We start from the raw sequence: 12,923 nt of genomic DNA, 5'->3' as shown, positions 1-12,923 counted from the left end.
GATGACAGATGCCGTGCTGCGCGCGCACTTCCTCGCGCGCATCCCATCAGACAGACCAGTCACGTCAGGAGAACCATCATGCGTACCTACGCGAAGCGCGTCCTCTGGGGCACGCTCATCGCCGGCGGGATCACCCTGCTCGGCGCGACGGCCGCCAATGCGGCCGAGACATCCGGAGACGACGGCTTCCTCTCCGGCACCCAGGCAGTAGCGCCCATCACCGCCCCGATCACGGTCGTCGACAACGCGATCTCCGTGCTCGGCGACGCGGCATCCACCGCGCCGGCTCCGGCCCCGGCTCCCGCCCCTGCTCCGGCTCCCGCACCGGCGTCCGCCCCCGCTCCGCAGACGAGCGGCGAGGAGGGCACCGCATCCGGCACCCAAGCCGTGGTGACCGTGAACCTCCCCGTCACGGTGACGGACAACGCGATCAGCCTCACCGAAGACTCCACGACCAGCACCCCGGCCGCCGCTCCTCCCCAGAGCGCGGCTCCCCAGGCCCCTGACGCGGCCGGGGTGCTCTCCCTCGACACGGACGGCCTGGATGGCGTGCTCTCGGGCACGCAGGCTCTGGTGGCGGTCAACGCCCCGGTGACCGTGTCCGACAACGCCATCTCGCTGCTCGGTGACTCCGAGTCGGCCGCTGAGGGAGAGAGCGCCGCAGCACCGGCGCCTGCCCCGGCGACCGGGTCGAGCACCTCGGGCGAGGACGGCACCGCGAGCGGCACCCAGGTCGTCGCCCCGGTGACGGCCCCCGTCACCGTGAGCGGCAACGCCATCTCGCTCCTCGGCGACAGCGAGGCCACCGGCACCACCGGCGGCACCGCGGCCCCGACCGCACCCGCGGCCGGAGGCAGCACCACCGGCGGTGACGACAGCATCCTCGGGGGCACGCAGGCCGTGGCACCCGTGACGGCGCCTGTCACCGTCGGCGGCAACGCCATCTCGCTCCTCGGCGACAGCGAGGCCACCGGCACCTCCGGCGGCACCAGCCCGGCACCGGCTGCGCCCGCGGCCGGGTCGAGCACCTCGGGCGAGGACGGCACCGCGAGCGGCACCCAGGTCGTCGCGCCGGTGACGGCCCCGGTCACCGTCGGCGGCAACGCCATCTCGCTCCTCGGCGACAGCGAGGCCACCGGCACCACCGGCGGCGCCACGGCCCCGACCGCACCCGCGACCGGAGGCAGCACCACCGGCGGTGACGACAGCATCCTCGGCGGCACCCAGGTGGTCGCGCCCGTGACCGCCCCCATCGGCGTCACCGGCAACGCCATCTCCGTCACCGACGACGCCACCGTCACCGGCACCACCGGCGGCGCCACGTCCCCGACCGCACCCGCGACCGGAGGAAGCACCACCGGCGGTGACGACAGCGTCCTCGGCGGGACTCAGCTGGAGCTCCCGGTGACGCTTCCCATCACGATCGGCGGGAACGCGATCTCCGTCGTCGGCGAGAGCACGGTGACCGATCCCGGCACGAACCCCGGCACCGATCCGGGCACGGACCCGGGCACTGATCCCGGAACGGACCCGGGCACCGACCCCGGAACGGACCCCGGCACCAACCCCGTAACCGACCCCGGAGCGAACCCGGGAACGACGCCGAGCACTGGAGCCGGCATGACCAGCATGCCGTGGGCTGCGGGTGCCGCCGCGACGGGTGAGGCCACCGGTCTCGCGATGACCGGTGGCGCCTCGGCCCCGTGGCTGTGGGCCCTCGCCGCTCTCCTGCTGCTGGGAGGTGCGGGCCTGCTGCGCCGTCGCACGGCGTAGGCGCTGAGCCCCGGCGGTGGCGATGTCCTCGGGGGAGGAGACTCGCCCCCGCCGGTGCGCGGCAGCGTCCGCCCGTGCGGTGCAGCCCTCGCTGCGCTTCCTCTGCCGAGCGTGACCGTCGCGCAAACGGCGGATGCCCCGTGGTCCCCCCACCGCGGGGCATCCGTGCGCCCGTTCGGCGAAGCGCGCGGGATGTGGTGGTTAGCCGAGCTCCTGGAGCTCCGCCGTCATGTCGCCGCCTGCGTCTCCGGTATTGACCGTGCCCTTCGGCTCGAAGAGGATCGCCTGCACCTCTTCCTCGGCTTTCGGGCAATGCTCGACCCCCCGAGGAACGACGAACACGTCGTTCGGGTTCAGGACGACGTCGCGGTCGCGGAGCTGGATCGTCAGGCGCCCGCTCACCACGAAGAACAGCTCGTCGGTCTCGGGATGCGTGTGCCAGACGAACTCGCCCTGCAGCTTCACGACCTTGACGTCGTAGTCGTTGACGCTCGTCAGCCGGTGCGGCTGCCAGTGCTCGTGGATGGTGGACAGGGCCTCGTGCACATTGCGAACGTCGTCCGTCATGGCCAGCAGCCTATCCTCACGGCGGGGCGATCAACCCGTCGGCGTCGACGACGGCGGCACTGCCCGGGAAGTCCCGTCGGCCGCGCTCGTCCATCAGGGCGCCGGCCCGACCGGTCGGATCGGGCGCCGGGGCGCCGCCGTCGGCCTCCAAGACGATCGAGCGGACCTGTCCGCCGAGATACGTTCCGTCTGCGCGGAGACGGACCGACAGGTAGGCGCCGAAGCGCGTCTCCTCCTCGGCCCCGAAGACGCCCCCTCCCGCGAAGTTGCCCAGGCTGTACGCGATGAGCCGGCCACGGTAGAACTCCGCACCCCGGACGACGTGCGGACCGTGCCCGACCACCAGATCGGCCCCGGCGTCGACGGCCGCGTGCGCGAACGCCTGCGGATCGCCCCGGTTCTCCCCGAAGCTGAGCTCGGTCCCCCCGGTGACCGCGTCCGCCTCCGGTCCCTCGGCGCCCATGTGCGCGTGGACGACGACGAGATCGGCCTGCTCCGCCGCCGCGCGCACCACCTGACCGACGTGACGGAGGTCGGTGACCCGGTTGAATCCCCTGTACGGCGCGAAGCCGACCAGGGCCACGGTGGTCTCCCCCACCCTCGTCACGACGACCTCGTTCCGGTCCCCGACGGCGTCCATGCCCTCCGCGCGCAGAACGGCCCTCGTCTCGTCGACGCCCTCCCGGCCGAAGTCGTGACTGTGGTTGTTCGCCTGATTGAGCACGTCGAAGCCGCGCAGCGCCGCAGCGGCATCCGGCTCGCTGCGGAACGCGAGGCAGTGGTCGCTCCCGCCGCACTTGTCGACGCCGGTGTCGGCCGCGATCACCTGCTCGAGGTTGCCGGTGACGATGTCTTCGGTGAACCACGGGCGCACGGCGTCGAAGGTCGATCGTCCGCGATCCACCGGGATCCCGCGCGACGCGTCGTACAGCAGGATGTCGCCGACGGCGCCGATGCTGACCTCGCCCTCGTTGGTGGCGGCGCGGTCGGCGGTCGCGGCCGGCCGCGCGGGAATCGCCGCTGCCGCGCTGACGGCGAGGCCGACCCCCAGCAGTGCCAGCATCGCGACCGGGGTCCGCCAGGGGACTCTGCGAGGCGCGCCGTCGACCGCGGCCCGCCGACGAGGCAGATCCCACAGCCAGGCGAGTCCATCGCGAGCGGTGAGGCGATCGAGGCCGATGCACGCGGCGACGAGAGCCGCCGTGAGCACGACCGGGAGCAGGACGGCCGCGATCAGCTGCACCGCCTGCCCCGCCTCGGACAGCACTCCCCCGAGCGCGGCGTCGGCGAGCGCGAGCAGCGGCATGTGCAGGAGGTAGATCGGCAGGGTCCGGACGCCGAGCGCCTGCAGGCCCCGCCCGACCAGAGGGAGGCCCGCGAGGATCGGGGCGACCGCGAGTCCCATCGCCACCCCGAGGACGGACACCGCCGGCCACACCCCGGGAACGGTCTCCGTACCCGTCACGCGCATGACGGCGTAGGCGGCGAGGTACCCGAGGATCAGGGCCCCGGCGAGTGCTGGTCGCGGACGAGCGGTGAAGCGACGGATGCGCGGTGCGAGGTACGCACCTCCGAGGAAGAAGAAGAGGTTGTAGAGGAGCGATCCGCGGTTGCTCACCACATCGACCAGCCCGGCGGCCACCGCCACCGAGAGGACTCCGGAACCCGCCAGCAGGACGCCGCGCGGCAGTCGCTGCAATCCCTTCGCGACGACGAAGTACAGCGCGAGGGCGTAGAGGTACCAGGTGTTCGGCGGGCTGATCGTCACCCCCTCCACGAACGCGGAGACACTCCTCGGTACGAACGTCGGGAAGTCGGGGAACGCCCACATCGCGGCGGCATGGATGAGGCTCCAGAGGAGATAGAGGTAGAGGAAGCGGCCCACGCGCGGACGGAGCACGGCCGCCCACGGTCGAGCCAACGCTGCGGAGGCGAAGTATCCGGACAGGAACAGGAACAGCGGCATGAGGAACGGCCAGATGAGGTCGCTCGCGAGACCCCAGGCTCCGGGAAGGGGGATGCCGAGCCGCCAGTCGACCTGCAGGTAGGTCTTCAGCACGACGTGCCAGAACACCACGAGGACGATCAGCAGCCCCTTCGCGGCATCGCCCCAGGGCGCGCGCGATGTCGTCGCTGCGGTCATGACACCAGCCCACCCCACCGGATGTTGCGAGAGCGTATGCGAATCCGGCGACAGTCCTGCAACATCCCCGTCCGTACGGTCCTTCGCATGACACGCATCAGATACCTCGTCGCCGCCGTGCTCGCCCCGCTCCTGGTCCTCGCGGGCACCACGCCCGCGCTCGCGATCAGCGACGGCAGCGACGCGACGGAGTCCTACCCCTTCATGGGCGCCTACAAGCCCGGCTACCCGAAGACGCCGGGGCCGGGAGGCAACGGCTGCGGCGTCACCCTGATCGACGCGCACTGGGGCCTCACCGCCGCGCACTGCCGCAAGAACAACCTCGTCAGCACGGGAACGCCGAAGGGGTGGACGGTCCAGTTCGGTTCCGCCGACGTGACGGAAGGCGGTGAGGTCGCCACGGTGAGCCGGTTCTTCCGCCTCCCCGAGGGTACCGAGCCCGTGCTCGGTGAAGACCTCATGCTGTTGCGCTTCGACGAGCCGGTGTCGCAGACGCCGATCCCTCTCGCGTCGGCGCGGCCGAAGGTCGGCACGGCGGTGCGTTTTCTCGGTTGGGGTAATGACGCGAGTCCGGGCGAACAATCCCACTACCCGACGATGCTGAAGGAGTTCGACGCGCGAGTCCTCGACAACGCCGACTGCCCCACCATCGAACGAGCCAGCGAGATGTGCGCCGGCGACGGCGACGGCAAGACCGGAAACGCAGACTCCGGGGGGCCGCTGCTCGTCCGCGTGAACGGAGGGTGGGCCCTCGCCGGCATACTCACCGGCAGCGAAGACCAGAACCCGGAGGTCAGCGGCCTCTTCACCGACGTGACCGCGCACGCCGACTGGATCCGGACCGTCATGTCGACGTACGAGTCGATTCCTGATGACGTCGTGCCCCATGACCCCCTCGCCGGCTACCCGGGCGTCGGGCCCTGCGCGTCCTCCATCGTCAGAGCCGCGGCGTCGACGGACGAGGACCATGCCCTCCTCCTCACCAACGGGCACTGCACCCCGGCCGTGGATCCGTCTCGAGACATCCCGCAGCCTGGAGCATTCGAGCTCGACCGATCATCGGACTCCTCGGTCCCGTTCAAGGACGAGAAGGGGTACCTCCTGACCACGTCGAGGACCGAGCGGCTGCTGTTCGCCACCATGACCGGCACCGATCTCGCGCTCTATCGGCTCGACGCCTCCTACGCCGACCTCGAATCGCAGGGCGTCACCGTCCTGGACATCGCCGCCGCGCCGCCGAAGATCGGAGACGTGGTCACCCTCCAGGCGGATGAGGGCCTCACCTGCACCGTCGAGACGGTCGTCCCCACCCTGCGCGAAGGCGAGTATGAGCTCTACGACTCGCTGCGACTGGCGAAGGGCGAGGACTGCGAGACCTACCACGGCACCTCCGGGGCAGCCCTCGTCGCCGCCGACGGGAAGACCATCGTCGGGGTGAACAGTTCGAGCAACACCGACGGGGAGAAGTGCACGGAGGACAACCCGTGCGAGGTGGGGGCGGACGGGAAGATCAGCGTCCACACCGATCAGGCCTATGCCCGTCAGGTCACCGTGCTGAACGACTGCATCGCGGCCGGTTCGGTGTTCGACGTGGACGCTCCCGGGTGCACCCTCGCCGCCGCTGCCCGTGGCGAGGAGCCGCTGAACGTCCCGCTCCTCGTCGGCGGTGCGGTGTTCGGCCTCGGCATCGTGGCGTTGGCGTGGGCGCTCGTCGCGCAGCGTCGACGGAGGCGTCACCTCATCGACCAGACGATGGAATCAGGCAGCACCCCCACCGCCTGACCCGCGCCCGGACGCAGAAACGCCCCCTGTCCCGGAGGACAGGGGGCGTTCTGTTCGACAGGCAGGGCCCGTCGGGCGCCTTACTTGGCGGCGACGACCTGCAGCGTGATGACGGCAGTGACGTCCTCGTGCAGACGCACGGTCGCCTCGTGCTCGCCGGTCGCCTTGATGGGCGAGGTGATGTGCACCTTGCGCTTGTCGATCGAGCCGAGGCCCGCAGCCGTGACGGCCTCTGCGACGTCGGCGGTCTTCACCGAGCCGAACAGACGGCCTTCCTTGCCGGCCTTCACCGCGAGGCGCACCTTGGTGCCCTCGAGGGTGTTCTTCAGAGCCACAGCCTCGTCGCGGTCGTGGATCGCGCGTGCCTGACGCGCGGCCTGGATCGATGCGACCTGCTTTTCGCCACCGCGGGTCCACGCCGTAGCGAAGCCCTGCGGGATGAGGAAGTTGCGGGCGTACCCGTTCTTGACCTCGACCACGTCACCGGCGCTACCGAGCCCGGCGACCTCGTTCGTGAGAATCAGCTTTGCCATCTCGATACCCCTTACCGGCCGGCGCCAGCGTAGGGCAGGAGCGCCATTTCGCGCGCGTTCTTGATCGCCGTGGCGATCAGACGCTGCTCCTGCACCGAGACACCGGTGATACGACGGGCGCGGATCTTGCCGCGCTCCGAGACGAACTTGCGAAGGGTGGCGACATCCTTGTAATCGATGACACCGACCCGGATGGACTTCGCGGGAGCGGTGGGCTTGCCACCCTTCCGCGGCTTGCGGCGGTCGCCGCTCGACTTTCCAGCCATAGTTTTTCCTTAGTGATGAGCGGGGTGCGGCCCTTCGACAAGCTCAGGGACCCACCCGTGAAGAAGTGTTTTCAGAAGGGGGTGTCGTCGCCGAAGCTGCCCGGAGTGCTCCAGGCGTCGGCGCTGGTCGACGAGCCGGGCGTGGACCACGGCTCCTCCGACACCTGCTGCTGCTGCGCGGGACGGGACTGTCCCCCGCCGCCACCGCCCGAGGCCGCACGGGTGACCTGCGCGGTCGCATACCGCAGCGAGGGGCCGATCTCGTCGACCTCCAGCTCGATCGCGGTGCGCTGGTTGCCCTCGCGGTCCTGGTAGGAACGCTGGCGCAGACGACCCTGCGCGATCACGCGCATGCCCTTGGTGAGCGAGCCCGCCACGTGCTCGGCGAACTCACGCCACACCGAGGCGCGGAGGAACAGCGCTTCGCCGTCCTTCCACTCGTTCGCGGCACGGTCGAAGTTGCGAGGCGTCGATGCGATGGTGAAGTTCGCCACCGGCAGCCCGTTCTGCGTGTAGCGCAGCTCGGGGTCGGCGGTGAGGTTGCCCACCACGGTGATGACGGTTTCGCCGGCCATGAGACTTAGGCCTTCGCAGCCTTGGCGGCCTTGCGGGCAGCCTTCTCTTCGGAGCGCTTGGCCTCGGAAGCGATCATCGCCTGAGCCTCTTCAGCGCGGAGCACCTTGGTGCGCATGATCTGCTCGTTCAGCTTGAGCTGACGGTCGAGCTCCTGCGTGGCGGCGCTGGTCGCGGTGAAGTTGACGACGGCGTAGATGCCCTCGGTCTTCTTCTGGATCTCGTAGGCGAGACGGCGCTTGCCCCAGATGTCGACGTTCTCGATAGAGCCACCATCGTTGGTGATGACCTTCAGGAACTTGTCGAGCGTCGGGGCGACCTGGCGCTCGTCGATCTCGGGGGTCAGAATGACCATGAGTTCGTACTGGTGCGTCACTTACCCACCTCCTTCGGACTAGAACGGCTCTCGGGGCTTTCCCGGGAGCAGGAGGGTGTGTGCACGTGCCCGCCCGTGGAATCCCGAATGGACGCCGCAAGGCAGACAACCTCGACAGTCTAGCGGAGTTTCCTCGGAACCGCCTCCCGCACATCCGCTCGGTCCTTGGCATGCTGGAGGGCGTGCCTGGTGACGGTCATCGGCACGTGACCTGGAGGGGGGCGCCATGCGCGTCAACAAGTGGGGGGTCGGCGTCGTGCTCGCCGCCGCCGTCATGCTCACCGGATGCTCGGCGGGAGCGTCGGACAAGCCGGCCGAGTCGAAGCCGAGCGGGGCTGCGTCGCAGGAGGCCGAAGCGCCGTCCACCGACTGCCCCGAGCTCACCGACGGCGCCACCGTCGACGGCTCTGCCCTCGGCGCCTGCATCGCCGAGGCCATGACCGACACTGCCGGCTACGCCGCCAAGACCGTCGTGATGGGCATGGAGTCCACCACGCGCTTCAACCCGTCCGAGAAGGCGCTGGAGTCGCTCTCCCCGATGGGCTCGATCGTCGCGATCGGCGACGACGTCTGGGTGAAGTCGCCGTCGAGCGACTGGCAGACCGCCGACCCGTCGTCGAGCGACCCGATCATCGCGGGCCTCAGCACCACCGCGAAGGACGTCACCGCGATGGACCCCGCCGAGACGGCGAAGGCCATCACGGGTGACTTCACCGTGACCGGCACCGGCGAGCGCCTCGGCCAGAAGGTCTACCTCGTCAGCGGCACCGTCGAGCAGGCGGGCACGCCCGTCGAGGTCGTGTTCGAGATCACCGAGGACTACGTCAACCTCGCCTCGACCAGCTCCGCGACCGTCCAGGGGCAGTCGGTCGACGTCGCGCTCGAGATCACCGAGTGGGACGTGAAGCAGGACATCGTCGCGCCGCTCTGATCGGACGAGACACGCGAAGGGCCGGGGTGCATGCTCCGGCCCTTCGCCGTCACCAGGACCGGTGGCGGAGGAACGAGCGGAGGCCGTTGATGCACCTCAGATATGACCCCGAAGCGGATGCTGCGTACCTCCCGGTCGGACGTGAGCTCCACGCGGGCGAATCCGCCGCGCAGGTACCGGAGATACGCAACCCGCACGGCGCCGGGGAGATCATCCTCGATTTCGACGCCGACGGGCATCTTCTCGGCGTCGAGATCCTTCAGGCGTCGAAGCTCCTCCGGGTCGAAGACCTCGATCGGGCTCAGCGCATCTCCGACGAATCTCCCTGACGGAGCATCGGGTCCGCCCCGCCGTGTCCGGCGTCAGTAGGCGACGGGAGGCACCTCGGCCCAGACCGCGCGGTCGTCGGCGGAGGGGGCATCGGGGATGCGGCCGGTGCCGTCGGGCTCCGGGATCGCGGCGAGCAGCGCCTGCGTGTAGGGGTGCCGCGGCGCCGCCCAGAGCTCAGCGGTCGGCCCTGATTCGAGCACCCTCCCGCCGAACATCACGAACGTGCGGTCGGCGATGCGGCGCACGACGGCGAGGTCGTGGGAGATGAAGAGCATCCCGGCGCCGGACTCGGCCACGAGGTCGCGCATGAGCCCCGCGACACTCGTCTGGGTGGACGCGTCGAGCGCGGAGATCGGCTCATCGGCGACGAGCAGCGAGGGCCGCGCGGCGAGCGCTCGTGCGATCGCGATGCGCTGCTTCTGGCCGCCGGAGAACTGATGCGGGAAGCGGGTGCGCACCTCAGCGGGCAGTCCGACCCGCTCCAGCCACTCCTCCACGGTGGAACCGGCGGCACCGCGCGCGCGGGCGGTCGCGATGCCGTCGGAGATCTGGTCGCCGATCCGCCGGCGCGGATTCAGCGAGGTCGCCGGGTCCTGGAAGACCATCTGGATGCCCGTGAGCGCCGTGTCACGACGACGGATCCCCAGCGGCGCGACGGGGGCTCCGCGGAACGACACCGTCCCGCCGGCGGTCTTCTCGATGCCGACGACAGCGCGGGCCAGGCTCGACTTGCCGCTGCCGGACTCGCCCACGAGGGCGACCGTCTCTCCCGCCGCGACACTCAGCGAGACGCCGTTCACCGCGATCACGGGCGGGGTGCCCGGATACCGCACCACCACGTCGCGCGCGTCGAGGACGCTGACCTCACTCATCCGCGGCCTCCTCCGGGCTCTCATCGATGCGCGACCCCGGCAGGGCCGCGAGCAGCATGCGCGTGTACTCGTGCTGCGGGGCGCGGAACAGCGTCTCCCGGTCGGCGAGCTCCACGATGCGACCGTCCTTCATGACGGCGACCGTGTCGGCGATCGCGCTCATCACGCCCAGGTCGTGAGTCACGAGCAGGACGGCGAGGTTCCGCTCGATCGCGAGGTCGCGCAGCAGCTTCAGGATGCCGGCCTGCACCGTCACGTCGAGGGCGGTCGTCGGCTCGTCCGCGAGCAGCACCTCCGGATCGCACGCGAGGGCGCACGCGATCGCGATGCGCTGCCGCTGCCCGCCGGAGAACTGGTGCGGATACCGCTTCAACGCCTCGGCCGGATTCGGCACCTGCACGGTCTGGAGCAGCTCCACCGCCCGCTCGCGCGCAGCGGCGCCCTTGAGCCCGAGATGCACGCGCATGTGATCGGTGAGCTGCCGACCGACCGGAAGCTGCGGGTGCAGCGAGGCCGACGGATCCTGGAAGACCATCGCGATGCGCTTCCCGCGGATGCGGTTGAGCCCCCGGCGGTTGCGACCGACGAGCTCCTCCCCCGCGAGCAGGATCGAGCCGCCGGTCTTCGCCTGTCGCGGCAGCAGGCCGAGCACGGCGAGGGAGGTGAGCGTCTTGCCGGAGCCGGACTCCCCCGCGAGGCCGTGGATGCGCCCCGGTTCGAGTTCCAGGGACACGCCCTTGACCAGCGGACGGCCGATGTCGATCGTGAGGTCGCGGATGCTCAGCGTCGCCGTGCTGTGCGCGGTCATGCGGGCACCCCCGTCGCGGAAGCCGTGTGCTCCGCCTGCTTCTCGTGGGCGATCTCGGCGGTCGGGTCGAGCACGTCGCGCATCGCGTCTCCGAGGAAGTTGAACGCGAGCACCACCGTGAGGATCGCGAGACCGGGGAAGACTCCGAGCCACCAGGCGTCGAAGTTCTGCATCGCACCGGAGATCATCGACCCCCACTCGGCCGTCGGCGGCTGCGCCCCCAGGCCGAGGAAGGAGAGGCCGGAGAGCAGCAGGATCGCCGCGCCGATGTCGAGTGTCGCGAGCACCAGGACCGGGCCGGCGATGTTCGGGAGGATGTCGACGAACAGGGTGCGCACCGGCGAGTGTCCGAGCAGGCGTCCCGCGATCACGTAGTTCTGTCCGCGGAGACCGAGCACGATGCTGCGGGTGACGCGGGCGTACTGCGGCCACGAGACCACGATCGCGGCGATGACGGCGTTGAACAGCGAGGGGCCGAGCGAGGCCGCGACCACCATCGCGAGGATCACGGTCGGGAACGCCATGAACAGGTCCGTGATGCGCATGAGCGTCTCGTCGACGGCGCGCCCGAAGTACCCGGCGACCGCGCCGACGAGGGTGCCGATGATGAGGGCGGCGATCACGAGCATGAGCGCGAGCGGCAGACTCACGGTCGCGCCGGTCATCAACCGGGAGAAGATGTCGCGGCCGTTGCCGTCGGTACCGAGGATCGTGTCGATGCCCGGCGGCTGCAGACGGGGCAGCACCTGCGCGTTCGGCGGGTAGGGCACCCACCACTGCGCGGTGAAGGCGACGATGATCCACGCACCGGCGATGACGGTGCCGATGATGCCGAGCGGGGTGCGCCAGGCGCGCGGCCAGCGGAAGCGGAAGCGTCCGGCGGGGGTCGCTGCGGCGATGCGGCTCATGCGATCCTCACTCTCGGGTCGAGCACGCCGTAGAGCAGGTCCACGATGAAGTTGATGAGGAGGTAGATGACGCCGACCACGAGGCCCACGCCCATGATGCCGGGCAGGTCGAGGTTCGCGGCGGAGTTGTAGGCGTACGTGCCCAGCCCCGGCCAGGCGAACACCGACTCGACGAGCACGGTTCCAGAGAGCAGGGCTCCGAAGGCCACGCCGACCACGGTGAGGATCGGCAGCGAGGCGCCCCGCAGCACGTAGTCGAGGATGACGCGCATCGCCGGCAGGCCCTTGGCACGGGCTGCCCGCACGTAGTCGCTGCCGAGGACCTCCAGCACCGAGGTGCGGATGAAGCGGGTCAGCAGACCGATGGTCACGAGCGAGAGCACCATGACCGGCAGCGCGAGGTGCGCGAGGGCGTCGAAGAAGCCCACCGCGTCGCCGTTGAGGAGGTAGTCGACCGTGTAGAGCCCGGTCACACGGGGCGGCGGGGTGATCGACGGCGAGATGCGTCCGGAGCCCGGCGCGATGCGCAGCTCCAGGAAGAACACGTAGAAGCTGACCAGCGCGAGCCAGAAGGTCGGGACGCTGAGCCCGACGAGCGTGACGACGCGGATGACCTGGTCGGTGACGAGTCCGCGGCGGTAGGCGGCGAGCGTGCCGAGCACGACGCTGACCGCGAGGCTGACGATGATCGCGCTGATCGCGATCTCGATCGTCGCGGGCACGGCGGTGGCGAGGTCGCTGGTGACCGGGCGTCCGGTCACCAGCGACGTGCCGAGGTCCCCGCGGAGCAGGTTCCCCATATAGATGAAGTACTGCACGAACAGTGGCTGGTCGAGACCGTTCGCCGTGATGAACGCCTCGCGCGTCGCGGGGTTCTGCGACGCGCCCTCGCCGAGCGCGGCCGAGACCGGGTCTCCCGGCACCAGGTTGGTGAGCGCGAACGTGACGATGGTCACGCCCACCAACAGGAGCAGGGAGGTCCCGGCCCGCCGCAGCAGGTACCCGACGAGAGGCGAGCGGCGCCGCTGCGCCTGCCTCTGCACGGCCACTGTCGTCATGAG

14 protein-coding genes are annotated in these 12,923 nt (G+C 70.4%); 4 read left to right on the top strand and 10 right to left on the bottom strand.

The annotated features are described in order from the left end of the window. Positions 1–78 precede the first annotated feature (78 nt). Positions 79–1,773 (top strand): beta strand repeat-containing protein, encoded by a 1,695-nt coding sequence (locus AB0N68_RS06490; RefSeq protein WP_363332357.1) that lies wholly within the window; start codon positions 79–81, stop codon positions 1,771–1,773. 201 nt (positions 1,774–1,974) lie between these two features. On the opposite strand, the gene AB0N68_RS06485 is transcribed toward AB0N68_RS06490, so the two are convergent. Next, a complete protein-coding gene (locus AB0N68_RS06485; RefSeq protein WP_062637798.1) occupies positions 1,975–2,340 on the bottom strand; it encodes a cupin domain-containing protein in 366 nt (121 codons plus the stop codon). Positions 2,341–2,356: 16 nt separating this feature from the next. After that, positions 2,357–4,483, bottom strand: a complete 2,127-nt coding sequence (locus AB0N68_RS06480) for a CapA family protein (protein WP_313366489.1) — start codon at positions 4,481–4,483, stop codon at positions 2,357–2,359. 87 nt (positions 4,484–4,570) lie between these two features. On the opposite strand from AB0N68_RS06480, the gene AB0N68_RS06475 reads away from it, so the two are divergent. Next, positions 4,571–6,265, top strand: a complete 1,695-nt coding sequence (locus AB0N68_RS06475; protein ID WP_292797032.1) for a S1 family peptidase — start codon at positions 4,571–4,573, stop codon at positions 6,263–6,265. 80 nt (positions 6,266–6,345) lie between these two features. Here the strand turns inward: AB0N68_RS06475 and rplI are convergent, their stop codons facing one another. From rplI to rpsF, 4 genes are all read right to left on the bottom strand, one after another. Further along, positions 6,346–6,798, bottom strand: coding sequence for a 50S ribosomal protein L9 (gene rplI, locus AB0N68_RS06470; protein WP_187662744.1), 453 nt, complete (start codon positions 6,796–6,798; stop codon positions 6,346–6,348). A gap of 11 nt (positions 6,799–6,809) precedes the next feature. After that, a complete protein-coding gene (gene rpsR, locus AB0N68_RS06465) occupies positions 6,810–7,064 on the bottom strand; it encodes a 30S ribosomal protein S18 (RefSeq protein WP_017829850.1) in 255 nt (84 codons plus the stop codon). A gap of 71 nt (positions 7,065–7,135) precedes the next feature. Next, on the bottom strand, positions 7,136–7,639 hold the full coding sequence (locus tag AB0N68_RS06460; RefSeq protein WP_025102815.1) for a single-stranded DNA-binding protein: 504 nt from the start codon (positions 7,637–7,639) through the stop codon (positions 7,136–7,138). A 5-nt stretch (positions 7,640–7,644) separates the two neighbouring features. Beyond that, positions 7,645–8,013 (bottom strand): 30S ribosomal protein S6, encoded by a 369-nt coding sequence (gene rpsF / locus AB0N68_RS06455; protein WP_021201450.1) that lies wholly within the window; start codon positions 8,011–8,013, stop codon positions 7,645–7,647. Positions 8,014–8,239: 226 nt separating this feature from the next. On the opposite strand from rpsF, the gene AB0N68_RS06450 reads away from it, so the two are divergent. Next, positions 8,240–8,944 (top strand): hypothetical protein, encoded by a 705-nt coding sequence (locus AB0N68_RS06450; RefSeq protein WP_292797027.1) that lies wholly within the window; start codon positions 8,240–8,242, stop codon positions 8,942–8,944. A gap of 89 nt (positions 8,945–9,033) precedes the next feature. Continuing rightward, on the top strand, positions 9,034–9,273 hold the full coding sequence (locus AB0N68_RS06445) for a DUF2283 domain-containing protein (RefSeq protein ID WP_292797024.1): 240 nt from the start codon (positions 9,034–9,036) through the stop codon (positions 9,271–9,273). Positions 9,274–9,306: 33 nt separating this feature from the next. Here AB0N68_RS06445 and AB0N68_RS06440 read toward each other — a convergent pair whose 3' ends face one another. From AB0N68_RS06440 to AB0N68_RS06425, 4 genes are read right to left on the bottom strand one after another with little or no spacing between them, the layout of a single operon-like run. After that, a complete protein-coding gene (locus tag AB0N68_RS06440) occupies positions 9,307–10,146 on the bottom strand; it encodes an ABC transporter ATP-binding protein (RefSeq protein WP_259952709.1) in 840 nt (279 codons plus the stop codon). Continuing rightward, the gene (locus AB0N68_RS06435; RefSeq protein ID WP_187662748.1) at positions 10,139–10,954 is read right to left on the bottom strand and encodes an ABC transporter ATP-binding protein; all 816 of its coding nucleotides are present in this window, start codon (positions 10,952–10,954) and stop codon (positions 10,139–10,141) included. Before AB0N68_RS06435 ends, AB0N68_RS06440 begins: the two co-directional genes overlap by 8 nt. After that, the gene (locus AB0N68_RS06430; protein WP_292797019.1) at positions 10,951–11,862 is read right to left on the bottom strand and encodes an ABC transporter permease; all 912 of its coding nucleotides are present in this window, start codon (positions 11,860–11,862) and stop codon (positions 10,951–10,953) included. Before AB0N68_RS06430 ends, AB0N68_RS06435 begins: the two co-directional genes overlap by 4 nt. Further along, positions 11,859–12,920 carry an ABC transporter permease gene (locus AB0N68_RS06425; RefSeq protein ID WP_280567911.1) on the bottom strand — a complete coding sequence of 354 codons (1,062 nt, stop codon included), beginning with the start codon at positions 12,918–12,920 and terminating at the stop codon, positions 11,859–11,861. The genes AB0N68_RS06430 and AB0N68_RS06425 overlap by 4 nt, the downstream gene beginning before the upstream one ends. Positions 12,921–12,923 lie beyond the last annotated feature (3 nt).

The organism is Microbacterium meiriae, assembly GCF_040685015.1.
GTDB classification, from domain to species: Bacteria; Actinomycetota; Actinomycetes; order Actinomycetales; family Microbacteriaceae; genus Microbacterium; species Microbacterium meiriae.
The sequence above is the reverse complement of the archived record's forward strand: the minus strand, read 5'-3'. Positions and strand labels throughout refer to the sequence as shown.

Bases quoted from the DNA above. Each gene is read 5' to 3' on its own strand.
- AB0N68_RS06490 (WP_363332357.1), top strand. From the start codon at position 79: ATGCGTACCTACGCGAAGCGCGTCCTCTGGGGCACGCTCATCGCCGGC.
- AB0N68_RS06485 (WP_062637798.1), bottom strand. From the start codon at position 2,340: ATGACGGACGACGTTCGCAATGTGCACGAGGCCCTGTCCACCATCCAC.
- AB0N68_RS06480 (WP_313366489.1), bottom strand. From the start codon at position 4,483: ATGACCGCAGCGACGACATCGCGCGCGCCCTGGGGCGATGCCGCGAAG.
- AB0N68_RS06475 (WP_292797032.1), top strand. From the start codon at position 4,571: ATGACACGCATCAGATACCTCGTCGCCGCCGTGCTCGCCCCGCTCCTG.
- rplI (WP_187662744.1), bottom strand. From the start codon at position 6,798: ATGGCAAAGCTGATTCTCACGAACGAGGTCGCCGGGCTCGGTAGCGCC.
- rpsR (WP_017829850.1), bottom strand. From the start codon at position 7,064: ATGGCTGGAAAGTCGAGCGGCGACCGCCGCAAGCCGCGGAAGGGTGGC.
- AB0N68_RS06460 (WP_025102815.1), bottom strand. From the start codon at position 7,639: ATGGCCGGCGAAACCGTCATCACCGTGGTGGGCAACCTCACCGCCGAC.
- AB0N68_RS06450 (WP_292797027.1), top strand. From the start codon at position 8,240: ATGCGCGTCAACAAGTGGGGGGTCGGCGTCGTGCTCGCCGCCGCCGTC.
- AB0N68_RS06445 (WP_292797024.1), top strand. From the start codon at position 9,034: ATGCACCTCAGATATGACCCCGAAGCGGATGCTGCGTACCTCCCGGTC.
- AB0N68_RS06440 (WP_259952709.1), bottom strand. From the start codon at position 10,146: ATGAGTGAGGTCAGCGTCCTCGACGCGCGCGACGTGGTGGTGCGGTAT.
- AB0N68_RS06435 (WP_187662748.1), bottom strand. From the start codon at position 10,954: ATGACCGCGCACAGCACGGCGACGCTGAGCATCCGCGACCTCACGATC.
- AB0N68_RS06430 (WP_292797019.1), bottom strand. From the start codon at position 11,862: ATGAGCCGCATCGCCGCAGCGACCCCCGCCGGACGCTTCCGCTTCCGC.
- AB0N68_RS06425 (WP_280567911.1), bottom strand. From the start codon at position 12,920: ATGACGACAGTGGCCGTGCAGAGGCAGGCGCAGCGGCGCCGCTCGCCT.